Origin of the sequence: Methylomicrobium lacus LW14 (genome assembly GCF_000527095.1) — a bacterium.
Taxonomy (GTDB): Bacteria; Pseudomonadota; Gammaproteobacteria; order Methylococcales; family Methylomonadaceae; genus Methylomicrobium; species Methylomicrobium lacus.
In genome coordinates this window covers 46,710-70,033 of the sequence record NZ_AZUN01000001.1, presented here as the reverse complement: position 1 = coordinate 70,033, position 23,324 = coordinate 46,710, and the positions used below count along the sequence as shown (strand labels likewise).

The 23,324-nt window shown below is 56.3% G+C and carries 16 protein-coding genes and 1 tRNA gene; 12 read left to right on the top strand and 5 right to left on the bottom strand.

Annotation, left to right across the window (positions count from 1 at the left end):
• Nucleotide 1 precedes the first annotated feature (1 nt).
• The 6 genes from METLA_RS0100260 to METLA_RS0100235 are packed head-to-tail and all read left to right on the top strand — an operon-like array spanning nucleotide 2 to nucleotide 11,353.
• A complete protein-coding gene (locus METLA_RS0100260) occupies nucleotides 2-4,492 on the top strand; it encodes a tape measure protein (protein WP_024296641.1) in 4,491 nt (1,496 codons plus the stop codon).
• A complete protein-coding gene (locus METLA_RS0100255; RefSeq protein WP_024296640.1) occupies nucleotides 4,489-6,012 on the top strand; it encodes a hypothetical protein in 1,524 nt (507 codons plus the stop codon). Before METLA_RS0100260 ends, METLA_RS0100255 begins: the two co-directional genes overlap by 4 nt.
• Complete coding sequence (locus METLA_RS0100250; RefSeq protein ID WP_024296639.1) at nucleotides 6,009-6,791, top strand: hypothetical protein; 783 nt, start codon at nucleotides 6,009-6,011, stop codon at nucleotides 6,789-6,791. Before METLA_RS0100255 ends, METLA_RS0100250 begins: the two co-directional genes overlap by 4 nt.
• On the top strand, nucleotides 6,791-10,636 hold the full coding sequence (locus METLA_RS0100245; protein ID WP_024296638.1) for a beta strand repeat-containing protein: 3,846 nt from the start codon (nucleotides 6,791-6,793) through the stop codon (nucleotides 10,634-10,636). The genes METLA_RS0100250 and METLA_RS0100245 overlap by 1 nt, the downstream gene beginning before the upstream one ends.
• Nucleotides 10,636-11,040, top strand: a complete 405-nt coding sequence (locus METLA_RS0100240; RefSeq protein WP_024296637.1) for a hypothetical protein — start codon at nucleotides 10,636-10,638, stop codon at nucleotides 11,038-11,040. Before METLA_RS0100245 ends, METLA_RS0100240 begins: the two co-directional genes overlap by 1 nt.
• The gene (locus METLA_RS0100235; protein ID WP_024296636.1) at nucleotides 11,030-11,353 is read left to right on the top strand and encodes a hypothetical protein; all 324 of its coding nucleotides are present in this window, start codon (nucleotides 11,030-11,032) and stop codon (nucleotides 11,351-11,353) included. The genes METLA_RS0100240 and METLA_RS0100235 overlap by 11 nt, the downstream gene beginning before the upstream one ends.
• Nucleotides 11,354-11,720: 367 nt before the next feature.
• Here METLA_RS0100235 and METLA_RS0100230 read toward each other — a convergent pair.
• Together METLA_RS0100230 and METLA_RS0100225 are read right to left on the bottom strand one after the other, a co-directional pair.
• A tRNA-Met gene (locus METLA_RS0100230) sits at nucleotides 11,721-11,797 on the bottom strand.
• A gap of 130 nt (nucleotides 11,798-11,927) precedes the next feature.
• Entirely contained in the window at nucleotides 11,928-12,392 is a 465-nt protein-coding gene (locus METLA_RS0100225; RefSeq protein WP_024296635.1) for an SRPBCC family protein, read from the bottom strand.
• Between the two features lie 156 nt (nucleotides 12,393-12,548).
• Here METLA_RS0100225 and rimO point away from each other — a divergent pair, with 156 nt between their 5' ends.
• Nucleotides 12,549-13,859 (top strand): 30S ribosomal protein S12 methylthiotransferase RimO, encoded by a 1,311-nt coding sequence (rimO, locus tag METLA_RS0100220; protein WP_024296634.1) that lies wholly within the window; start codon nucleotides 12,549-12,551, stop codon nucleotides 13,857-13,859.
• A gap of 177 nt (nucleotides 13,860-14,036) precedes the next feature.
• Nucleotides 14,037-15,083, top strand: a complete 1,047-nt coding sequence (locus tag METLA_RS0100215) for a hypothetical protein (RefSeq protein WP_024296633.1) — start codon at nucleotides 14,037-14,039, stop codon at nucleotides 15,081-15,083.
• 4 nt (nucleotides 15,084-15,087) lie between these two features.
• Here the strand turns inward: METLA_RS0100215 and METLA_RS0100210 are convergent, their stop codons facing one another.
• From METLA_RS0100210 to METLA_RS0100200, 3 genes are read right to left on the bottom strand one after another with little or no spacing between them, the layout of a single operon-like run.
• Nucleotides 15,088-15,297 (bottom strand): dodecin, encoded by a 210-nt coding sequence (locus METLA_RS0100210; RefSeq protein WP_024296632.1) that lies wholly within the window; start codon nucleotides 15,295-15,297, stop codon nucleotides 15,088-15,090.
• The gene (murU, locus tag METLA_RS0100205; protein WP_024296631.1) at nucleotides 15,294-15,974 is read right to left on the bottom strand and encodes an N-acetylmuramate alpha-1-phosphate uridylyltransferase MurU; all 681 of its coding nucleotides are present in this window, start codon (nucleotides 15,972-15,974) and stop codon (nucleotides 15,294-15,296) included. The genes METLA_RS0100210 and murU overlap by 4 nt, the downstream gene beginning before the upstream one ends.
• The gene (locus tag METLA_RS0100200; RefSeq protein WP_024296630.1) at nucleotides 15,971-16,963 is read right to left on the bottom strand and encodes an aminoglycoside phosphotransferase family protein; all 993 of its coding nucleotides are present in this window, start codon (nucleotides 16,961-16,963) and stop codon (nucleotides 15,971-15,973) included. The genes murU and METLA_RS0100200 overlap by 4 nt, the downstream gene beginning before the upstream one ends.
• Nucleotides 16,964-17,072: 109 nt before the next feature.
• Between METLA_RS0100200 and METLA_RS0100195 the strand changes: the two genes are divergently transcribed.
• From METLA_RS0100195 to rnd, 4 genes are all read left to right on the top strand, one after another.
• Nucleotides 17,073-20,033, top strand: coding sequence for an LPS-assembly protein LptD (locus METLA_RS0100195; RefSeq protein ID WP_024296629.1), 2,961 nt, complete (start codon nucleotides 17,073-17,075; stop codon nucleotides 20,031-20,033).
• Nucleotides 20,033-21,319, top strand: a complete 1,287-nt coding sequence (locus tag METLA_RS0100190) for a peptidylprolyl isomerase (protein ID WP_029646262.1) — start codon at nucleotides 20,033-20,035, stop codon at nucleotides 21,317-21,319. The genes METLA_RS0100195 and METLA_RS0100190 overlap by 1 nt, the downstream gene beginning before the upstream one ends.
• A gap of 79 nt (nucleotides 21,320-21,398) precedes the next feature.
• Nucleotides 21,399-21,989 (top strand): DbpA RNA binding domain-containing protein, encoded by a 591-nt coding sequence (locus METLA_RS0100185; RefSeq protein WP_024296627.1) that lies wholly within the window; start codon nucleotides 21,399-21,401, stop codon nucleotides 21,987-21,989.
• Between the two features lie 159 nt (nucleotides 21,990-22,148).
• On the top strand, nucleotides 22,149-23,315 hold the full coding sequence (gene rnd, locus METLA_RS0100180) for a ribonuclease D (RefSeq protein ID WP_024296626.1): 1,167 nt from the start codon (nucleotides 22,149-22,151) through the stop codon (nucleotides 23,313-23,315).
• Nucleotides 23,316-23,324 lie beyond the last annotated feature (9 nt).

Below are 23,324 nucleotides of genomic sequence, written 5' to 3'. Positions count from 1 at the left end.
CATGGCCAACGACATTACACTGGGCATCAAGATCAAGCTGGACGGCCGCGAGGTTGACGGGCAGGTGCGTTTGCTGGCCGAGGATATGAACCGGCTATCCCAGGCAACGCAAAATCAGGGGAATGTAGCCCAGCAAAGCGCGGCGCAAAATAGTCGCGCACTCGGCTCGATTCGCGCCGGTCTGAACGAGGTCAAGCAGACTTTGCTAGGCCTTGCATCTCTCGCGGCCCTGACTGGACTGGTGAAGGGCATTGTCGCCACCAACGTCGCCATGGAGTCTTTGCGCGGCCAGCTCAACGCCTTGACGGGGTCCGCCCAACTCGGCGCCAAGGCATTTCAGTTCATCCAGGACTTCGCGACGAATACCCCGTTCGAGGTCGAGGGGCTGACCAAAACCTTTGTGACCCTGCAAAACTTCGGCATTAAACCGACTGCGGAGGTGATGAACGCGCTGACCAATCAGGCGGCAAAGCTGGGAGGCGAGCAGGAAACCCTGGAGGGTATTACCCTTGCGCTCGGGCAGGCATACGCCAAGGGGCGGTTGCAAGCCGAGGAAATGAATCAACTGACCGAGCGCGGCGTGCCGATTTACGATCTTCTGGCTCAGGCGACAGGACGCAATGCCGCGCAACTGCAAGAAATGGCGGAAAAAGGCGAGCTGACCCGCGAGGTGATCGATCGTGTGATTGTATCGATGGGGCAGCTTGCCAATGGGGCGAACGCTCAGGCAATGGATACGGTAAAAGGCAGGATCAGCAATCTAACGGATGCCTGGCATCAGTTCGAGGACGCTCTAATCAACGGAAAAATGGAGGCGTTTTTCCGCGGCATGATCGGCTCCGTCACGGACCTGCTGAATCTGCTTAAGAAATTTATCAGTACCGATGTCGACCAACAGATCGCGCATGCCGAATCGCGCATCCAGCAGTTCGACAGTCTCGGGTCGGTCGGCAGAGCCCTTGCTGATTACACCGGCTATGACATCAATGTGGAAAAAAACAAGCGCGATGCTCTGCTGCGCGTCAAGGCAAAGCAAGACGAAGCGGCCAAGACATTGCAGATCGCTCGCGATAGCGCGGCCGCGATTGCGCAAACAACCCAGTGGATGGCTGAGATCGATGCGGAGGATGCCAAGAAAAGAGAATCCGCCGCAAAGACCAGAAAAAAGGCGGCAGATCATGCACTATCGAGCGTGAATCAGCAAGCCAAGGCCGAAGCGAGTCGCCGCGACGAAATCGCCAAAACCATCGAGCAAATCCAGTTTGAAACCTCGCTGATCGGCCTTAACGACAAGGCCCGCCAGCGCGCGGTCGAGTTGACGCAGGCGTTGACCAAGGCCAAGGGCGCCGAGGCCGAGTCGATCAAATCGGCGTTGCAGGCCAAGTGGGCGGAGATTGACGCCGACGCGCGGCGGACCGCTCAGCAAGAACAATCGTTGAAAGATGCTATGGCGCTGAAGGGATTGCAGGACTCTGCGGCCGATGCGCAGCATCTGGTGGCGTTGGCGAAGCAATTGAAGGTGCAAGGGCTCTCGAATGAGGCCATCCGCGAAGCTATCGATCTGGAAAAAGAGCTGGCCGCCGCCCGCAAAACCTATATGAGTCAAGAGCACGATCTTGACCCCAAGGAGTTCGAGAAACATATCACCGCGCGCAAAGCCGCTGAAGCCGAGTTGTCGAAGATCATCGACAACGGCAGCCAGAAGTCAGCCGATTTCATGGAGGCGGCCTGGAAGCGCGCGGCCGAGAACATCCAGGATGCGCTGGCGAATATGTTCGAGAACCTGCTGAACGGCGATGCGCTGGGCAGCTTCGAGGATTTCTTCGACAACATCAAGCGCTCGCTCAACAAGGTGTTTGCGCAGAACTTTGCCCAGGGCATTCAGAACATGCTGCAAAGCGCGTTCACCTCCGGCGGGTCCGGTGGATCGTCAGGCGGCATCGGCGGTCTGTTCAGCGGCCTGTTCGGCGGTTCATCGAGCGGTGGCGGCAATTGGTTCAGCAGTCTGTTTGGTGGCTCATCTTCCGGCGGCAATTATTTCAAGGGCAACGGGCCGCTGCTTAATTATCAAAACCCGGCCAGCGGCGGCGGCCTTGGCGGGCTTTTCAGCCAATTCTTCAGCAGCGGCTCGGGCGGCGGTTTCAGTTTCAGCAGTGCGGGCGGCGGCGGTTCCGGCTGGGCGGCTCTTGGAGGGCTGGCAAAGCTGATCCCAGGCGCGGGCAGCTATGCCCTGAAAGGCCCGCAGCGCGATTCGTCGTTGCAATCTTATTTCGGCATTTCAAACACGATTACCGATATGGTCGGAAATTTTTTCCCGATTGCAAAGTTGATTGCGCCGATCAAAAATTTGATGCTTAATTTAGGCGGCAAGCTATTCCCAAATCGCCGCCCGACGCTCATGTCGTATGGTCTTGGCTCTTTGGTCGGTTTGCTGACCCATACGGGGCCTCTGGGTCATTTGCTGACAACATTCTTGATGGGTGAGAAGATCCCCCAGCCGACCGAGTGGACCAAGGGCCGCTACAGCAACGGCAAAATCTCGATCGGCAAGTCTGGTACCGAGGACGGCGGCAACAAGCAAAACACGATAGATTTTACCAACTCGTTCGGCGACATGGTGACAAGTCTCGGTCATCAACTGAACATGTCGTTCCGCGACTTCAACACGACGTTTTGGCATCAACTGGATAAAACCGGAACCGACCAGTTCGCGGGCGGCCTGTCCGATAAGGGCGGCAATTTCTGGGTGCGTACCCTGAGCAGCGGCGGCGATTTCAAAACGCTGGCTAACCAGGCCTCGCTTGCGGTGATTAAGCGCAACATCGCCAGTCAGGACGATCTGCATTATCGCGCCGCGATCCGCGACAGCAAGTCGCTGAAGAAGTTGTCAAAAGCGATCGAGGAAATAGACGGCATCGGCTTGTCGATAGGAGAATACGGGCAGGCGCTACAGCAACTGAAAGCGATCAATGGACAGTTCGACGAGCTGGCGATATCGGCGCGCAAATACCGCTTCGCCGAAGCCGACATCGAAGCCGCCCGCCAGCGCGCGATCGACTCCCTGAAAAACGACACGATCACCGCCTTCCGCCAGCTCGCCGGCCTCGGCCCGACGCTGGCCGCGCAATTGGCCGGCCTGAACGATCAATTGCTCGCGCTGGAGGCGAACGCAAGATCGCTGAAAATCGCCGAAAGCGACTTGGTCGGCCTGCGCGAAAAAGCGATCGCCGTGGCGAAAGAGCAATATCTGTCGCCGCTGACCGACGCGACGGCATCGATCGCCGACCAGATCGCCTCGATTACCGGCGTGTTGCCGACGGCGGAGGATACCGCGCCGCTGTTCGAACTGCTGAAAGCATCGACCGATCCGACCGAGCAGGCGCGCTACATCGACCGCATTCAGCGCGCCTTGACCCAGCGCTATAACGGCGAGATCGCGGCGATTAACAAGACCGCCGGCGCGGTCAGCAATCTGAAGGCATTCGTCGACAGCTTGAAACTCAGCGACCTGTCGCCGCTCGATCCGGCGGCCCGGCTGCGCGAGGCGCAAGGCCAGTACGGGCAAACGCTGCTCAAGGCTCAGGCTGGCGATCAAACCGCGCTGGCGAACCTGGCTGGCACCGCGCAAAGCTATTTGCAGGAGGCGAAAAGCTTTTACGCCTCATCGCCCGCCTATGCCGATATTTTCAGCAACGTGACCGACACGCTGGGCAGCTTGGGCGCATCGGTTGGTGGCAATATCGACGCGACCGATGCGGCGACAACCGCCACCGATGCGCTGGCATCCAGCCTGCAAGGCCTGGCCGACCTGATCGCGCAACTGACCGCCACGGCCGGCGGCAATTTCGACAATCAGGCCGGCGGCCTGGGCGGCGCGGCATCGGGCCCGGCGAAAAACTTCCAGGATTTGACCGAGGATCAGAAGCGGGCGAATATCGATGCGCTGTCCGACACGGCGAGCAAGGCCGAGCAGAAGGCGGTCAAGGCAGCGAACAAGCAGCTCGACAGCCAAATCAAGGCATGGCTGTTCGGCGGCGATGCCGAGCTGGCGAAAACCAAGGCCTATCAAGAGCTGACGGCATCGATCGATGACATTAATGAGCAGATCAAGGCGACAGCGGCAAACGACCCGCAGCGCGGCAACCTGAAAGCGCAACTGGCCGGCCTGGTCGCGCAGCGCAAGGCGCTCGGCAAGGTCAAATTTAAAGAGGCCGGCGGCTGGACGCAAGGCCTGACGATCGTCGGCGAAAACGGTCCCGAGCTGATCAACTTTGCCCGGCCGACGCAGGTGCAAAGCAACCGGCAGACGCAATCGATCATCAACAACGGCAATGATGCGATCGTGGCCGAACTGCGTAAGGCCAACGAGGAGCTGGTGGCGCTGGTACGGCTGCAAATGGAGGCGAACCAGCAGCTGCTCGAACGACTGGATCGTATGGCGGCCGGCGTCGGCTCGATCGAGCGCAAAACCCGGCTGAAGGCATCGGCATGATCTACCTGGCGGAACTGACGGCCTACAACCTGGCTACCTCGTCGGTCGAGACGCTGCGCTTCTCCTCCGGCGATGGCTATCTCGACGCGGCGACCGGCAACTATTACGCTCCGCGCATCGAGCAGCCGGCTCTGATGCGCCGCGAGATATTTGCGGACGGCCAGATCGGCGGCGCGGCGTCGGCCAGTGTCGGCGAGCTGACGCTTGTTAACAATGACGGCGAGCTGGACTATTTAACGGGCTATGCGGTCAACGGCCGGCAGTTGATCATCAAGGTCGGCGACGCATCCGCCGCCTATGCGAGTTTTGCCACCGTGTTGAAGGGGTTGATGCAGCAGGCCGCGATGGAGTGGGAGCGGGTTTCGATTCGTCTGCGCGATCGCTATGCCGAGTTCGACAAACCGATCCAGACGCTGGCCTATGCCGGCACCAACAGCCTGCCTGCCGGCCTGGAAGGCTCGACCGATCTGAAAGATGCGGCGAAACCGCTGTTTTACGGCCGTGTCAACAACGTGACGCCGACGCTGATCAACAGCAGCCGCCTGCTCTACCAGATCACTACCGGCGCGCTGGCCGAGATCGTGAACGTGTTCGACGCCGGCGCCTATCTGGGCCGCGAAGCCGACTACACCAATCAAACCGACATGGAAACGAACTCCCCGTCGGCCGGCTGTTTCCGCATTTGGACGGCGGGAGGCATATTCCGGCTGGGCTCGTCGCCCGCGGGCAGCATTACCGCTACCGCCTGGGAATACAATACCATCGAAGGCTCGACTGCCGCACAAATCGCCTACCGGCTAGCGACCGGTCCGGGCGGCGTCAGCGCGGGCGATACCGTCGCCGCCGACTATACGGCGCTCGACGGCCAAAACGCCGGCAGCGTCGGTCTGTGGATCGAGCCCGGCATGACGATCGCCGAGGCGCTGGACCGGATAACCGCGAGCGTCGGCGGCTGGTGGGGATTCGATCAGCTCGGCCGCTTCCGCCTTGCGCGTTTTGATGCGCCGTCCGGCGGTGCCGTGGCGACATTGACCGACGTCGAAATTTTGAGCGTCGACACCGAAGCAGCCACGATCAACGGCGAAGCGGTGCCCGCGTGGAAAATCACCTTGAACCACGACATCAACTATACAACGCAAGCCGGCGGCAATGTCGCCGGCGTGGTAGCGGCCGATCGCCGCGCCTGGCTGGAAAAGCCCAACCGTCAAACCGTGGCGGAGGACGCAACAGTCAAAACCGCGCATCCGTTGGCGCAAGAAATCGTTTACGACACGCTGCTGGCCGGCGCCGGTTATGCCGGCCCGGAGGCCGCGCGGCGGCTCGACTTGCTGAAAACCAGCCGGCTGATCTACAACGCCACGGTCGACGTAGACGCGGCTCTGCTGGCGGCGCTGGACCTGGGCGCCGTCGTCTCGGTCCAGCTGAGCCGGTTCGGGCTGAGTGGCGGCAAGCTGCTGCGCGTGATCGGCATCGAGGGCGATTATCAACGTAATCAACTGAATCTGAGGCTGTGGGGATGAGCAACCTGGTTCTCGGCTACAACAACCTGATCGACAATGCCACGCTCTCCGGAGGCAGCTGGAGCGGAGCGCTGCCGCTATCCAATCTGAAAAGCCGCTATTTGTCGAAAGCCGCGCGGTCGACGAATGCGCTGGCCGCGTCTACCTTGATCGATATCGACCTGGGCAGCGCCAAGGCCGTGCAGGCGTTCGGCGCGATCCGCACGAACATCGGCGCGAGCGGCGCGACCTACCGCCTGCGTGGATCCAGCGTCAGCAATTTTGCGAGCAGCATTTACGATTCGGGCACGGTGTCGGCGAACGCGCAAACGCCGGACCTGATCATCGGCCTGCCGGCATCGGTGACCGCCCGCTATTGGCGCCTTGAAATCACCGACACGGCCAACGCGGCGGGATACGTGCAGATCGGCCGGCTGTTCATCGGCCCGGCCCTCGCGCCGGCGGACAACTACAGCCAGGGCGCCGAGCTGGGCTACCAGTCGCGTACCGGCGTGCAGCAGTCGCTTGGCGGCGTCGATCATTTCGATATCCGTACAGGCCGCCGGCTGTTCGCGTTTGCGCTCGACTGGCTGACCGAGGCCGAAGCGCATAACCAGGCGCTGGAGTTGCAGCGGATCTGCGACATTCACGGCGAGGTGCTGCTGATCCGTGATCCGTCCGATACGACGTACAATCAAAAACGGCATTATCTCGGTCGATTGCAACAATTGTCGCCTATCAAAAATCCGTACCTGACCAATCATCAGGCCGGCTTTGAAGTGTTGGAGATCGTGGCCTGATGGCGCTCTATAAGGATGCCTCCGGTCAGCTCGTCATCGCCGCGTCGCTGCCGCCCGACGGCTCTGCCGTGTCCGGTCCGGCGTCGAGCAATTTAGTGGATGTTGCGCCGTGGCTGCGGGCGCTCGATTCGAACAACGGCACGGACTGGCATCCTGCCAATTATTACGTAGGCACCGGCGAGGCAGTGGATGCGATCGACGGTTATCTGACCCGGCAGAACGTTACCCTGCCGGCGGATGCGTCCGGCGTGGTTGCCGATTTTACCGAGGCGGCCGGCAGTTTTGTCGTGCACATGGCCGGCATCGACATCACAGCGCTCTGCACGTTCAGCAGTTCGGCCGCGGTCAACATCACGGCCAGCATCAATAGCGCCGGCGCGTATTCGGCGACCGCGCTGGCGGCAAATGTCGGCTCGATCACGTTTACGGCGACATACAAGAATCAGTCGATCAATCTGGTCTTTACCGTCGCCACGGCATCGGCCGGCACCAATGCGCGCGCGGTCCAGCTGTCGATTACTGATCAAGCGTTTGCTTACAATACCGCCGGCAGTTCGCCGTCGCCAGCGTCGGCGACCGTCATGGCCACAGCCTACAATACGTCAGGTACCGTCTATTACGAGTTTCTGAAGAATGCTGTCAGCGTTCAGAACACAACCACGAACACCTATACCTACACGCCGCAGGCATCGTTTGCCAACATGCCGGATATGATCGAGGTGGCGATACGCGAAGGCGCATCGACCGGCACGGTATTGGCGACCGATACGATATCGGCGCTGGCAATTCAGGCTGGCGCGGATGCAATCACCGTCGTGCTGAGCAACGCCGCGCACACGATCCCGACCGACAGCGCGGGCGCCAATGGTAATTACACTGGCTCGGGTACGACCGTGCGGGTGTTCGAAGGCGCGACCGAACTGAATTACGACGGCGTCGGCACAGCTGCCGGCAACTGGAACGTCATGGACACCGGCACGAGCATTACGCCAGGCACCAAAACCGACAGCGGCGCCTATGCGACCTATGACAACCACAGCGCGATGACCGCCGATACCGCATCGATCAGCTACGCGATCAGCGGTAAGTGCGCAAACGGTAATATCTTTTCGCAGACTGTACTGCAGACATTCAGCAAATCAAAAACCGGATCGGCGGGCAGCAATGGGCTGAATGCAGCCACTGTTTATTTATTCCAACGCACCGCCAGTGCTACGCCGCCGTCCCTGCCCAGTCTTACGGTCACGTATACTTTTGCGACCGGCGCGGCCAGTAACGTCAATAATGGGTGGTCGCAATCCATGCCGGCCGCGGGCGGCTCATACCGTTGGGTCACCACGGCCACCGCGCTGAGCGCCGGCAGCACGGACACGATCGCAAATACCGAGTGGGCATCGGCGAGCTTGATGTCTCAAGATGGCGCGACTGGAGCTACCGGGGCGACCGGTGCTGCAGGCCCAGCTGGATCAAACGGTATCGATGCGCGCTCGGTCATTCTCTCTATGACGACGCAGGCATTTACTTATGATACCGCTGGGAATATTACACTCCCCACAAATACAACGGTATCTGCAACCGCTTATAACGCCAGCGGCACGGTCTACTATGAGTTTTTGGTTGACGGAGTAAGCCAGCAAAATACGACCACAAATTCATACAACTATTTTGCTAAAACGGCGTTCGCTAACATGCCTGATCTTATCGAATGTAAGATCAGGGAAGGATCGTCGACGGGTGTTGTTGTCGCAACAGATACAATATCTGCATTGGCCATCAAAGCGGGGTCTGATGCAATCAGCGTGGTCTTATCTAATGATGCGCACACTATCCCTACGGATTCTGCGGGAAACGGTGGCAATTATTCAGGTTCCGGAACAACGGTAAAAGTATTCGAGGGGGCTGCTGCCTTAACCTATGATGGCGTTGGAACCAGTGCGAGGGCATGGAATGTCACCGGCACGGGAACGAGTATTACAGTAGGGTCAAAGATCGATTCTGGCAGTTACGCGACTTACAACGACCATTCGGCAATGACCGCCGACACGGCATCGGTAAGTTATGCGGTATCCGGGAGGCGAGCAGATGGCACAAGTTTTGCTCTTACGGTCCTCCAGACATTCAGCAAATCAAAAACTGGGGCTACCGGAGCAACCGGACCGACTGGCGCGGCCGGATCAAATGGCATTGACTCCAGAGCTGTGGCCTTATCTGTCGGTACGCAAGCATTCGCTTATAACAGCGCCGGAACGACTCCGTCCCCCGCTTCGACTACGGTAACGGCCACTGCTTACAACGCGAGCGGCACGGTTTATTATGAGTTTTTGAAAGACGGGGTGAGCCAGCAAAACACGACGACCAATACTTATTCATACACGCCGCAGGCATCGTACTCTAACATGCCTGATAAGATCGACGTCAAGATCAGGGAAGGGTCGTCGACAGGTGTTGTTGTCGCAACAGATGTTATTTCGATTATCGGTATAAAGCCTGGGTCAGATGGAACTAATGGGACAAATGGAACCAATGGGACCGACGGAACTGACTCTATTTATGTGCTGTTATCAAATGCGGCGCATACAGTACCAACGGATAGCACAGGTAATAATGGGGATTATTTCGGGTCTGGCACCATTGTACGAGTTTACGAGGGTGCGACCGAGCTAACCTATGACGGAGTCGGGGCTTCTACCGGAACCTGGAACGCAACAGGAACTGGGACAAGCATTACCGTTGGCAGCAAAACGGACGGCGGTAGTTATTTGATTTTTGGCGCGGCCAGCGCCATGACGGCAAATACCGCATCTATCAGTATCGCAGTCAGTGGCAAGCGTGCAAACGGCACCGCGTTTTCGCAGACCGTCACCCAGACGCTGAGCAAATCCAAGCAGGGATCTACCGGGGCCACTGGCGCGACGGGGCCGGCCGGCGTGAATGGTAGTTCTGGTGCCACCGGAACACCCGGAGATTCCTCCAGAACTTGCTACACGAAAACAACCCTAACGTCGCTGGCTTCAACGCCGACAACGATAACGACGTCCGGATCAACCAGTTTCCCGGCTATTAATTCATGGGGTACAGGCACCTCATGGCAGGGCACGCCGCCGGCCATTGCGGCGGGCGAGTTGCTGTTTCAATCTGACGGCGTTTACAGTGCGGCCACCGGCAATACCGTCTGGAATGTCCCGTATCTGTCGAGCCTGAAGGTCGGCAGCCTGTCAGCGATTACGACCGAAACAGGAACGCTATCAATCGGCGCGGGCGGCTATCTAAAAAGCGGGCAGACGGCGTTTGATACCGGCACCGGGTTTTGGCTGGGAGGCGGCACCACGCCGAAGATGTCGATGGGGAATTCTACCGAGGGTTTCACCTGGAATGGCTCGACATTTACGGTTCGCGGCGATGTGATCGCAACAGGGAATATCAACGCAGGCGCCGTCACTGCACCAGAAAGCGTAACAGGTTCCCCACACAACCCAACGGCAGCAGACACCTACACATCAATAGCGTCATTGACCCCGGTCTCTGTAAGTGTAGCTGTAACCCGTATCGTGACAATAACTGTCGATATAAATTCGGCAGATGCAAATCCGGGCTATATCTCAATCCAGCTTTACAAGGGAGCTACTTGGGTTTATGAATGGACGCTGTCATTAACAGGAATTCTACTCAACAGTGCTGATAGGACGGTATTTACCATGACTCGTTCGGTAAGTTACGCTGCTGCAAATACAGATACCCTGACAGTTAAAGCGGGCGCCTTCAATGGTGGTGGCACCCACGACTGGGCTACAGATCCTGCGGTAGAAATAACCGCTCATATGATTTGTTCAACAGGGAAGCGCTAATGCTTACAGAACTTACTTTCTACGACCCTTCTGGGAAAATATATTTAACCTACTCCGGCCAAAATCCTGGAGGTCAGAAAAACGCGCTCTCTGAGTACGCATGGATTGAAGGTTCTTTCGATGGTGACACCTACTATATAGACGCCGAAACTCCAATTATTCGACCGGCGCAAACAACGACTTTAAGCAAGCAGTCATTAGTCACTGACGGCGTTGATGCGATCACAATATCCGGCGCCCCGGTTGATGCAAAATTCACGGCCATTAACATGGGCACAAAAGAGAGCGTAACAGGCATCATATCTGGGACCGACACGTTCAGCACGACGGTTCGTGGAGCAATCCGACTCAAAGTTGAGAAATTCCCCTATTTGACCTGGGAGGCGACGATCAATGCCGTTTGAAATTACCAGGCCGCTTGAAACTCTCAGGGCGCAGGCGACCGCGCGCATAAACGCAAGAGCCGAAGAAATCATCAAGGCCAGATTGCCGCAGTGGAAACAGGCGAATCTGACAGCGCGTGCGGTTGAGCTGAATCATCGCGCCGTTGGACTGTGGACACAGGCCGAGACGGCGGAATGGGGTGCGATACAAGCAGAATGGGAGTGGGTGAAATCGGTCAGGGCAGCGTCAAATGTCGCCACCGATGCTGTCGCATCCGCCGACTCGCCGGCGGCCGTCTATTCGGCGGTAAAAACGTTTCTTTCGATGGGTTAGTTTTGAATTCTTTTGTGCCAAAAAACGCGCTAAACTGTGCCAAAAAACGCGCAGCCTTACAGGAAGGAGTTATTTCTGATAAGTAACGGTCGATCAGTTCGCCTAATGTCGTGCTCTCAGCTTCGGTACGATCCACATAGGTTCCCTTGTCAATTTGAGATTCGACTGATCGAGCCCACTGTTGGGCTAATGTTTTCGATGGGAATGTTTGAGTTTTTGCGGATTCTCCCTTGCGTCTTACAAGGGCTTGCCATGAACCGCTAGGAAGTTTTCTGATAGTTGCCATAGATGCTTCTCTTAGTGTGCATAAATTGTGCACGAAAAGCATTATTAGCTAGACTCAAGAACTGTAAGTCCTTGTTTTATTTGGTAGCGGGGGCAGGATTTGAACCTACGACCTTCGGGTTATGAGCCCGACGAGCTACCAAGCTGCTCCACCCCGCGATTGATTTGACGTATTATATAGACTTTTAAATATTTGGCAACTAAAATTTTACGCTTATCGCAACATTCGTTTTGATGCGGCAAAAACGCCGCTCCCAAAGTGTTTGCCGACCCTGTATCGAGAGGGCGCTCACTGCCTTGCCAAATGGCGGATCAGTCCCTGCTCTCCCCTTTTCATCACCCGCTGGTGATTCCATATAAACAGCGGCCGCGCCGCGCCCGCCACCCGCTTCATCCACGGCTTGGCGAGCGAAACCTCCCAGACAAAGATCAGCTCGGTCGCCGTCTCATTGTCCTGACAGCTTAGCAAGCAAACGCCGTTGCCGATCAGATCGCCCGAAACCTCGACCGCGATAGACTGGCAAGGCCGCAGCTTTGTCACCCGTAAATCGATCGCCAGATTATAAGGCAGACAGGTGCGCCAGAGATAGCGCCTGACATTGTCGACGCCCGAGGCATTGCCCGCCGCCGTTTCTTCGACCCGCGCGACATACGGCCACCAGGACGGCCAGTTCTCGGTCGCGACCAGGCAATCCCAGACCGCGTCGACCGACGCCGGAATCAACCAGCGCGTCGTTAATGAGAAATCGGACATACGCACAGACTCCCCGTCCCAAGCCATTTTGACCAGGCTTTGCTTAACGGATGGCCACCAGCCTTCCGCACATTTTTAATAAAAAACAAGCTTTTCAATTTTTAATCGCGCCCGCACTCATATAAACTAAGCAGGTTTTACACTCATGAGAAAAGAATGACTGCTCCAAATATTGGATTCATCAGTTTGGGCTGCCCGAAAGCGCTGGTCGACAGCGAGCGGATTTTAACCAAGCTGCGATCCGAAGGCTATACGATTTCGCCCACTTATAAAGACGCCGATCTGGTGGTCGTGAATACCTGCGGCTTTATCGACGCCGCGGTCGAAGAATCGCTGGACAGCATCGGCGAGGCGCTCGCCGAAAACGGCCGGGTGATCGTGACCGGCTGTCTCGGCGCACGGGAAAGCGAAATTCGCGCCAGGCACCCCGAAGTCTTGAAAGTGACCGGCGCGCATGCGCTCGAGGAAGTGATCGCCTCGGTGCACGAATATCTGCCGCCGCCGCACGACCCCTTCACCAGCCTGGTGCCGCCGCAAGGCATCAAACTGACGCCGCGGCATTATGCCTATCTGAAGATCTCGGAAGGCTGCAATCACCGCTGCACCTTCTGCATCATCCCGTCGATGCGCGGCGATCTGGTCAGCCGACCGATCGATGACGTGATGCGCGAAGCCGAGCGCCTGGCATTGGCCGGCGTGAAGGAACTGCTGATCGTCTCGCAGGACACCAGCGCCTACGGCCTGGATTTGAAATATCAGGAATTCGACTGGAAAGGCCGTCAGGTGCGCACCCGTTTCTACGAGTTGGCCGAGGCGCTTGGCGAACTCGGCATCTGGGTACGGATGCACTATGTCTATCCTTATCCGCACGTCGATGAAGTAATTCCGTTAATGGCCGAAGGTAAAATTTTGCCTTACCTGGACATTCCGTTCCAGCATGCGAACAGCCGGATTCTGAAACTGATGAAACGCCCGGCGGCCACCCAGAACAATCTGGAGCGCATCAAGGCCTGGCGCGCGATTTGTCCGGACATCACTTTGCGCAGCACGTTTATCGTCGGCTTTCCGGGCGAAACCGAGGAAGAGTTCGAGGAACTCTTGCAATTTTTGACCGAGGCGCGACTCGACCGGGTCGGCTGTTTCGCTTACTCGCCGGTCAAGGGCGCGGCCGCCAACGATTTGCCGAATGCGGTGCCGGAAGCAGTCAAAGAAGAACGTCTGGCCCGTTTCATGGCGCATCAGGCCGAGATCAGCGCCGCCCGCCTGCAGCGACGGATCGGCCGAATCGAGACCGTCTTGATCGACGAAGTGGTCGAAGAAGGCGCGGTCGCGCGCAGCAAGGCCGATGCGCCGGAAATCGACGGCCAGGTCTATATCGACGGCGCCACGCACCTTAGAGTCGGTGACTTGGTGCAAGTCGAACTGGAAGAAGCCGACGATTACGATTTATGGGGCCGCTTGGTATAAAATACACTCCTAAATCAGTGCTTAATAAAACGTAGCTGCGGCGAATGGCGCCGCTCGATTCCGACCGGATCGATCCGCCGCCATTCCCGCCCTACTTTGCATTTGAGTGAATTTACACGCTTCATGCCCTTAAGGAATTCATACACCATCATGTAAATCAATGCGGGATCATTTTTTATGTCTGCTCAAGCCGTTTCCTCACAAGATTTTTCAGCACCAGCCCGGATAACCGTTTCGTTTCGCCTGATTCTGGCGCTGTATCTGATCATTCCGGTCTGCATCCTGCTCCAGTTGTTCGACGGCTGGTTCTGGCAGTATTTTCTGAAAGAAAATCTGCCCAGCAACACCGGGCATTTTTTGCTATATCAAATTTTGTTCGGCACGCCGCACATCATCGCCAGCGCGATTCTGTTGTGCAGCAACGGCGATTATTTGAAGCTTTATAAGCCCCGCATTTTCCGGATGACGCTCGCGCTCGCAATCATCTTCGGCATCGGCAGTCTGTATCTGCCCTACTCCGTTTTTTACGTCGCGGTCGCCGCCTGGACCGTCCTGCATGTGTTGAAGCAGCAGCATGGCCTGGCGCGAGGGCTGTGCAAACTACCCGCTGCGCATTTCTATGGCTTGCTTGGACTCAGCGTCGGCGCGGGCCTGTTGATTTATCTCGGCATCTTTCTGCAAGCGAGACTGACGCCGGACCAAGTCGAATGGATCAAACTCATCGCCGGCAATTTGTGCGTGCTGCTCGCGCTCGGCACCGTGTACTGCCAACGCCTGGTATCGGCCGCATTCGGCAAATGGTTTATGTGGTCCAATACCTTGCTGGTGTTGAGCAGTTATTATCTGTTCATCCAGCAATACTATTTTTTGGCGATTCTCGGGCCCCGGCTGGTGCATGATGCGACCGCCTATTTCTTTTATGTGACGCACGATTACAACCGCCACCAGCAACAGCCGCAAAACTGGCTCTACCGTCAGGCCAAAAGCTGGCACGTGCACTGCTTCATCGTGTTGCCGGCGCTGTCTTTCGGCCTCGCCTTCGTGCTGCAAGCCTATGGCGACCAACTGGTCAGCCTGCTTACCAACTACTGGTTCGGCATCGAGATCCGCAAAGCAGTTACCCTGGGCCTGTTGGGTTACCTGGGCCTGATGCACTATTACACCGAGTCTTTCACCTGGAAGCAGGACTCGCCGTACCGGCGTTACATCGCCTTCAGCAAATGAGGACTCATTCGTTCAGCGCAAAGCCGACCTTGATCGTGACCTGCCAATGCGCGATCTTGCCGTTTTCGATTTGGCCGCGCGTTTCGACCACTTCGAACCAGCGCATGTTCTGAATCGTTTTCGAGGCGCGAGCAATCGCGTTCTCGATCGCGTCCTGCAAACCGACGGAGGAAGAACCGGTCAGTTCGATTTTCTTGTAGATATGATCGCTCATGAGGATGCTCCTGTTTGGGAATAGTAAATATCAAGAGTCTCTAGGCGCTCTGGAGTTCCAATATCCATCCAGAACCCGTCATATTTCTGCCCGGAAACCCGCTGCCGGCCGATCGCCCAGCGCAGCAACGGGCCGAGCTTGCTGACGCCCGCCGGCGTATCGCCAAACAAGGCGGGATCGTAAATTCCGATGCCGCTGAAGGTAAAGGTCTCTTTGCCGCTTTCGATCACGCCCCCCTCGCCGTCCAGGCCGAAATCGCCCTGGGCGTGATGCTCCGGATTATCGACCAGAATCAGATGCGCCAGATCGACCGGCACCTGATGCAAGGTTTCAAACGGAAAATCGGTCGCAATATCGCCATTCACGACCAGAAACGGCTCTTTGCCCAATAACGGCAACGCGTGGATGATGCCGCCGGCGGTTTCGAGCGCCTGCGCGCCCTCGGGCGAATAGCGGATGCGCGCGCCGTAGCGCTCGCCGTAGCCGAGCGCGGCTTCGATCTGCGCGCCGAGGTGCGCATGATTGATCACGATCTCGGTAAATCCTGCGCCGACCAATTGGGCGATGGTATGCTCGATCAAGGCCTTGCCGGCCACTTTTAACAAGGGCTTCGGCGTGTGATCGGTCAACGGGCGCATCCGCTCGCCGCGTCCGGCGGCCAGTATCATCGCTTTCATGCGGCGACCTCCGGCAACGGCAATACCTTCTCACGCAAAAATTCGGCGAATTCGGCGAACTCGGGATAGGCATTGGCCTGCGCAAGCACATAGCTCAAGGTGCGCGGAATATCTTTCAGATAGCCGGGTTTGCCGTCGCGCAGGTTCAAGCGCGCAAAAATGCCGATCGCTTTCAGATGGCGCTGCATACCCATCCAGTCGAACCAGCGCCGAAATTGTTCAAGACTGCAATCGATCAATTGCGCAGAGAGCAGCCGTTGATAATAGCCGCTCATCCAGTCTTCGACCTGCTGCTCGGGCCAGGCGATATAGCAATCTCTCAGCAGAGACACCAGATCATAGGTGACCGGGCCTATCACCGCATCCTGAAAATCGAGAACGCCGGGCGAGTCCGCGTCCAGCGCCATCAGATTGCGCGAATGATAATCCCGATGCACGCAGAGCTGCGGCTGCTCCAGCGCCGCGGCGATCAAGTGCTCATGCAGCGGACCGCGGATTCCGGACGGCATCTCGATATCGAGCCACTGCCCCAGGAACCACTCATCGAAAATACCCAACTCACGCGTCAACAGCGCGTGATCGTAACTTGGCAAACCGCAGGATGCGATCGACGTCCCGGTCTGCAAGCGGAACAGACTGTCCAGCGCGTCCTGATACATCGCCCCGGCATTCTCCGCCGTCACCCGGCCCAGAAAATCGGCGCTGCCGAAGTCTTCGAGCAGCAGAAAGCCTTCCTCGGGATTTTGCGCAAAGATCTCGGGCACGTGCACGCCGGCCGCTTTCAGCAAATGATCGACCCTGATGAACGCCGCCACGTTTTCTTTCTCGGGCGGCGCGTCCATCACCACAAACTGACCTTCGGGGCCCTTGACTCTGAAATAGCGCCGAAAACTGGCGTCGCTGGAAGCCGGCTCGCAGCCGGTTATCGTCATCAACAGGTCATGCCGAAGCCAGTCGAGCAGGCCTAAGATGCGTAAATCTTCAATCATGATGATCCAGTTAGATTAGTTTATTACGGGCAGGTAAATTAAGGTAAAATGTCAGTCTGGCATTTTAGTCTATTTACGAAACGTTTCGCTACTGATACCCCAACACCGCATGCATTTTTGGCTCATCCTGTTTTTTTTCGCGTTACTGCAGACTCCGGGTTTTGCGGATGACGCCGCCTGGAATTGCCATCAGGACAAAAACAGCAAGGAATGGGTTTGCTCCGGCGAAAAAGCCCAGCCTTCCACCGACACCGACACCGACACCAACACCGACACCAACACCAACACCAACAACGAGCCCTTAGCGCAGCAGCCCGCACCGGTGCCGCCTGCGCCGACCGAAGTGAAGGAAACCGCCGCCAGCGAATCGGCGCCGGCGCCGATTCCGGAAACCCCAGCCGAAGCCAAACCTGAGCTTCAGCCGAAACCGGTCGCCGAAAAACCGATTCCGGTGCAAGCGACCGTGCACAAGGCCATCGCCGTTAAGGAAAACCTGCGCCAGGAAGATACCCGGCAGGCCGGCTGGCACTGTAAATCCGGAGACGGCAGCCAGGACTGGGATTGCAACCTGACCGGCCCCGACCCGCAAGGCCAGCCGCGCACCGTCGCTGCCGAGAAACACGGCTTCAGCCTGCTCGATCCGGCATTCGACGCAAAGCAGGAGCAGGTATTCGGCTCACTGGCCTCCCAGCTCAAATACGATCCGTGGGCAAATTGCAGCATCGAGCCGGGAGCCCCCGGCGGATTTACGCCGGGCCGGCATTTGCGAGACGTGTCGCCACTGGATGTACATGCCAATTATGGCGAAGTCTTCGACAATGAAATCAGCAGTTATGAGGGCAATGTTGAAATTACCCGCGCCGACCAGCACTCGCTGTCACACACCGCACAGTATGACAGCGTTTCGCAAAACTTAGATCTGCAAGGCGAGGTGTATTACAGCGAGGACAATTTATCGATTTACAGTAACTCCGCGAATCTAAAACTGGCGCAAGACCAGGCGACCTTGAGAAACGTGCAGTTCATCAATCCGTCCGCGCCGCTCAGAGGCCGCGCCGCCGCCGCGTACCGGGAAAGCAAATCGCTTTCGCGTTACAAGGACGTCGCCTACACCACCTGTCCTCCGGGCAATACGGACTGGGTCGTGCATGCATCCGATCTGAAAGTGAACGACGCCACCGGTAAAGGCGCCGCCAAAAATGCCTGGGTCGAATTCAAAGGCACGCCGGTCTTTTACTCGCCGTATTTGTCTTTCCCGGTCGATAACCGGCGTTTATCGGGCTTCCTGGCGCCTTCCTACGGCAATACGCAACTGGGCGGCTTCCACGCTACGGTGCCTTATTACTGGAACATCGCGCCGAACTATGACGCCACCTTTAAACCGCGCTATTATACGAAACGGGGCTTGATGCTGGCCGGCGATTTCAGACTATTGACTCCCTACTCGAACAGCAAATTGGGGCTTGAAGTTGTACCGAATGACCAAGAGCGCCATATCTCGCGTTTTCTGGGGTCGTTCAAAAACAACAGCCAGTTCGGCCAGTACATCAGCTCGAATCTGGATCTGAATTATGTTTCGGACAAGGAATATTTCGGTGAGCTCGGCAACGCGCTGAGCTTTCCAAATTTCAGTCACATCAAAAGCACGGCCGATTTGGGCTACAGAGATAGAAGCAAAGGTATTTCGTTGGTCGGCCGTCTCGAGAATTATCAAACGATCGATAAAACATTGACCGGCCACAAACGTCCCTATCGGCGACTGCCTCAAATCAATCTCGACCTAAATCACGCCTTCGATTTTATGCCGCTGAATGCGGCTCTGGATGGCGAATACGTCTATTTTCAACATCAAAATCTTGTCAACGGCCAGCGTTTAAATATCAAGCCTTCGATCAGTTCGCCGCTGCACAACGAATGGGGCTTTTTAACACCCAAAGTTTCACTACAGCACACAGATTATCAGCTCTCTGAAAAAAGTAGTACGGACCCTAATAATGTCCCCAAAAACTGGCCTGGTGCTGTCACCCGCACCTTGCCGATCTTTTCAATGGACAGCGGCATGACGTTCGAACGGGATCTCGGCAGCGCCGGCTCGTCCTTGAAGCATACGATCGAACCGCGGTTGTTTTATTTATACATCCCTAAAAAGGACCAAACAAATATTCCTTTGTTTGATACCTCGAACTACGACTTATGGTTCAGCAATCTGTTCCGTGAAAACCGTTTCAGCGGCACCGACAGGGTCCAGGATGCCAATCAAATCACCGCCGCACTGACGACGCGCCTGCTCGATCCTGAAAGCGGCCGTGAAAGATTGAAATTCAACATCGGGCAGATTTTTTATTTCCAGGACCGCGAAGTGACCGCGCCAATCAGGATTCGCAACCTGCCTGATTTCGTGACGGTCCCTGAGGAAGGCTTTGAAACACCTCCCGAAACCGACAGTGTGTCGCCGCTGATTGCCGAACTCAGCAGCGAATTTACCGAGCACTGGTCCGGAGAAACCGGTATCCAGTGGAACCCACAGACCAATGACATCGTCAGAGGCAAAGCGGTGCTCCATTTTGTGGATGAGTCCGAGAGGATTCTGAATCTGGGCTTCCATTATCGACGTACCGATCTCGTTGAACGAACCTTAATAGCAAACCAAAACATTTGGCAGCAGTCCGCCGCCGATAATAATTATAATCCGCTGACCGATCCGGCCGTGCTGCACAGCAACGATCTAGTGCAAAGCGACGTAAGCTTCCGCTGGCCTCTGCTCGACAACTGGTACGCGATCGGCCGCTGGCAATATTCATGGCTTTATAACAACACGCAGGAAACCTTTATCGGCGTCGAAAAAGAGAATTGCTGCTGGCGTTTCCGCCTGATCGGCCGCCGCTATATCAACAATATCAATACGGTTAATAGCGCGAATACGCAGCTAGCGGAAGGCACCAGCCAATCCGGAGTTTTCTTTCAGGTTGAGTTCAAAGGCTTGACCGGCCTGGGTGAAAGGCTCGACACCTTCTTAGAACAAAGTATTTTCGGCTATCAAAGCCGCCAAAATGAATTGACCACACCGTAATGAAACAATTTTTTATTGCTTTTTTTCTGCTCCATTGGCTAGCTGGCGCCAATGTCGCCCGCGCCGAAATGCTCGACAACATCGTCGCGATCGTCGAGGAAGACGTAGTATTGGAACACGAACTGGAAAAAGAAACTGATATGATCGCGCAGCGTATGCGCGCCTCCAATGTCGAGATGCCGCCGGCGTCCACGCTGCGCCGCCAAGTACTCGAAAAACTGATTGTCGACAGGCTGCAGAAGCAATTGGCCGAAAAAGCCGGCATCACGGTCAGCGACGAAATGCTGAACAGTTCGGTCACCGAAATCGCGCGCAATAACAATATGAGCCCTGACGAGTTCAGAAACGAACTGATCAGCCAAGGCATGGCCTATAAAAGCTTTCTGGATAATGTGCGCAATGAAATCATGGTCAATCAGTTGCGCGCGCGCGAGATTGGCGCCCGCATCAAGGTGACCGACCGGGAAGTCGAACACTATCTCGAAACCCAGGGCAAAGTCGGTTCCGACTCGGTACAATACCATTTAGGACACATTCTTATCGCCCTGAAAGAAGGCGCTTCCGCCGCGGAGATACAGGCCGCCAAAAGCAAGGCCGATGACATCGTCGCCAAGCTGCGCGAAGGCCAGGATTTTACCCATACCGCGGTCAGCAACTCGGACGATGACAATGCTTTGTCAGGCGGCGATCTGGGCTGGCGCAACCTGAACGATATCCCGAGTATTTTTGCCGATACCGCGAAAAAAATGAGTGTCGGCGCCGTATCCGATCCGATACGCAGCCCCAGCGGCTTTCATGTGATCAAGCTGCTCGAGTCGAAAGGCAGCGAAAACCACATGGTCACCAAAACCGAAGTTCGGCACATTTTGATCAAAACCAACGAATTAATCGACGATAATGAAGCCAAAAAACGCTTGCTGGCGTTGAAGGAGCGCATTACCGATGGCGATGACTTCGCCGCGCTCGCGCGCGCGCACTCGGACGATAAAGGCTCGGCCTTGAAAGGCGGCTCCCTGGGCAGGGTGAGCCCAGGCGACTTGGTCAAAGAATTCGAAAATACGATGAATGAACTGGCGATCAAACAAATCAGCGACCCGGTGCAGACTCAATTCGGTTGGCACTTGATCCAGGTGCTCGATCGCGAAACCAAAGACAATAGCAACGAACACCAAAAAAATATGGCCCGGGAGGCGATACGCAAACGGAAAATCGAAGAAGAAACCGAACTCTGGCTGCGCCGTATTCGTGATGAAGCCTATGTCGAAATATTTGAAGACAGGCTCTAATCCAAACCTGACGCCTGATTCCGCCGCCATTTTTTGCTGACATTGACTTGAATAGTCCACCCGAGCGCTCATTTCCAGGATGAACAATACCGATAAACCCAGCCTATCAACAGGCTTGGATGGCCAAATACAACAGATCATCAACAGCGAGGATCTCGGCGGCCAAAGAGCCCATCTGAAGAATCTCAGCGCAAGCCTGGGGGCCGATCCCTTGGACTGCGCCGCTGCCCTGCTGTTTTTACTGCAAAACCCGGCGAGATCTCAGGCCGCCGCCATTCCTCCCGCCCAAGCGCAGCGGGGGGCCGGCGCACTTCGGCAAGCCATACCGCAAACGATAAAAATGGTCCGTTATCGGCTCGATGTCGGCCGTCAACATCAAGTCACGGCCGAAGAAATCAAAAAAGTCTTGGTGGAAGAATCGGGGGTCGATAAAAACAATATCGCCAATATCGACATTCAGGACTTTTACACGCTGATCGAATTGCCCGATGAAATGCCGCCGGACATCTTTCAACATTTAAAAGCGGTCGAGATCAATCGCCAAGCCCTGGATATTCGGCGGGTAAAAAACCGGCGCCCCAAAAAGCGCGGCAATTCGCGTTATGGACGCCATCGTCAGCAGAGCGCCAAACCACAGTCCGAAGCGGCCGGCTTTTCCGGTAAAAATTGAATCGCTTTCGTTGGCTCGCGCGCATTTCCTCGGCGCTTCTCTGCGAATATGAAAACGATTAAACCAGCGCATCCGGCTCAATTCTCCGGCGCAAGACCATGATCCCGTTCTTATTGCAACGATCTTTATGGGCGGCCGCCTCAATTTAAGGTTCGACACGTGAATACAACTGCCATTGAATACATCGACACCCCCGCAAAACTTTCTGAAATTTGCGCGCGCATCAAATCGGCTCCATGGATCGCACTCGATACCGAGTTTTTACGCGAGAAAACCTATTATCCGAAGTTCTGCTTATTACAGATCGCCACGCCTGACTGGGTGGCTTGCATCGACCCAATCGCCCTCACCCAACTCGACGAACTTTTTGAGGTCTTATACAACCCCGACCTCATCAAGGTGCTGCATTCCAGCCGCCAGGATCTGGAAATATTTTATCAATTGACCGGAAAACTGCCCTCGCCGATCTTTGACACGCAAGTCGCGGCGCCTTTACTGGGTTACCAGGACAATCCGGGCTATGCGATGCTGGTCTCGCACCTGTTGAACGTGAACCTGAACAAGGCCCACACGCGCGCGGATTGGAGTAAACGCCCGCTCACCGAAGCGGAAATCCAATATGCCGCAGACGATGTGATTTATCTGTGCAAAATCTATCAAATCATGCTCGACAAGCTGAGTGCATTGGGGCGTCTCGATTGGCTGCAGCTGGATTTTGCCGAACTGTCCAATCCGGGGCTTTACGAAGTCGTGCCGGAGCACGCCTGGCATAAAATCAAGGGCAAAAACAAACTGACCGGCAAGCAACTTTCGATCATCCAGGCTCTCGCCGAATGGCGCGAAAGCACCGCGCAAAGCGAAAACCGCCCGAAAGGCTGGCTGATCCGCGATGAACTGTTGTTCGATATCGCGAAACTTCAACCGGAAACGGTGGGAGAGCTGGCACAAGTCCGCGGCATCAACGAACGCACAGTCAACCGTTATGGCGCCGCCTTGTGCAAGATCATCGGCGCGGCGAAAAACCGTCCGCCGATTCCCCTGCATGAGGATGGCCGCCCCGTCAAGAAAACCCAGCAGCAGGAAGCGATCGTTGACCTGTTGACCGCAATCGTCAGGATCAGGGCCGAAGAGAACGCCTTGAATCCGAACATCCTCGCCACCCGAAAAGACTTGGAAGCCTTGCTGTTCAATAACGACGATGGCGACTGCCCGTTACTGCACGGATGGCGATACAGCATGGCCGGCAAGGAATTGCTCGGAATTTTGCAGGGCGAATTGCTGCTCGGGATCAAAGAGAATAATCTTCAGATCATTGCCAGGGAATGACCTTGGCAA

Coding starts and splice junctions, on each gene's coding strand:
- METLA_RS0100255 (WP_024296640.1), top strand. CDS start 4,489: ATGATCTACCTGGCGGAACTGACGGCCTACAACCTGGCTACCTCGTCG.
- METLA_RS0100210 (WP_024296632.1), bottom strand. CDS start 15,297: ATGAGCGATCATATCTACAAGAAAATCGAACTGACCGGTTCTTCCTCC.
- METLA_RS0100240 (WP_024296637.1), top strand. CDS start 10,636: ATGCTTACAGAACTTACTTTCTACGACCCTTCTGGGAAAATATATTTA.
- rimO (WP_024296634.1), top strand. CDS start 12,549: ATGACTGCTCCAAATATTGGATTCATCAGTTTGGGCTGCCCGAAAGCG.
- METLA_RS0100260 (WP_024296641.1), top strand. CDS start 2: ATGGCCAACGACATTACACTGGGCATCAAGATCAAGCTGGACGGCCGC.
- METLA_RS0100190 (WP_029646262.1), top strand. CDS start 20,033: ATGAAACAATTTTTTATTGCTTTTTTTCTGCTCCATTGGCTAGCTGGC.
- METLA_RS0100215 (WP_024296633.1), top strand. CDS start 14,037: ATGTCTGCTCAAGCCGTTTCCTCACAAGATTTTTCAGCACCAGCCCGG.
- murU (WP_024296631.1), bottom strand. CDS start 15,974: ATGAAAGCGATGATACTGGCCGCCGGACGCGGCGAGCGGATGCGCCCG.
- METLA_RS0100185 (WP_024296627.1), top strand. CDS start 21,399: ATGAACAATACCGATAAACCCAGCCTATCAACAGGCTTGGATGGCCAA.
- METLA_RS0100250 (WP_024296639.1), top strand. CDS start 6,009: ATGAGCAACCTGGTTCTCGGCTACAACAACCTGATCGACAATGCCACG.
- METLA_RS0100200 (WP_024296630.1), bottom strand. CDS start 16,963: ATGATTGAAGATTTACGCATCTTAGGCCTGCTCGACTGGCTTCGGCAT.
- METLA_RS0100225 (WP_024296635.1), bottom strand. CDS start 12,392: ATGTCCGATTTCTCATTAACGACGCGCTGGTTGATTCCGGCGTCGGTC.
- METLA_RS0100245 (WP_024296638.1), top strand. CDS start 6,791: ATGGCGCTCTATAAGGATGCCTCCGGTCAGCTCGTCATCGCCGCGTCG.
- METLA_RS0100195 (WP_024296629.1), top strand. CDS start 17,073: ATGCATTTTTGGCTCATCCTGTTTTTTTTCGCGTTACTGCAGACTCCG.
- METLA_RS0100235 (WP_024296636.1), top strand. CDS start 11,030: ATGCCGTTTGAAATTACCAGGCCGCTTGAAACTCTCAGGGCGCAGGCG.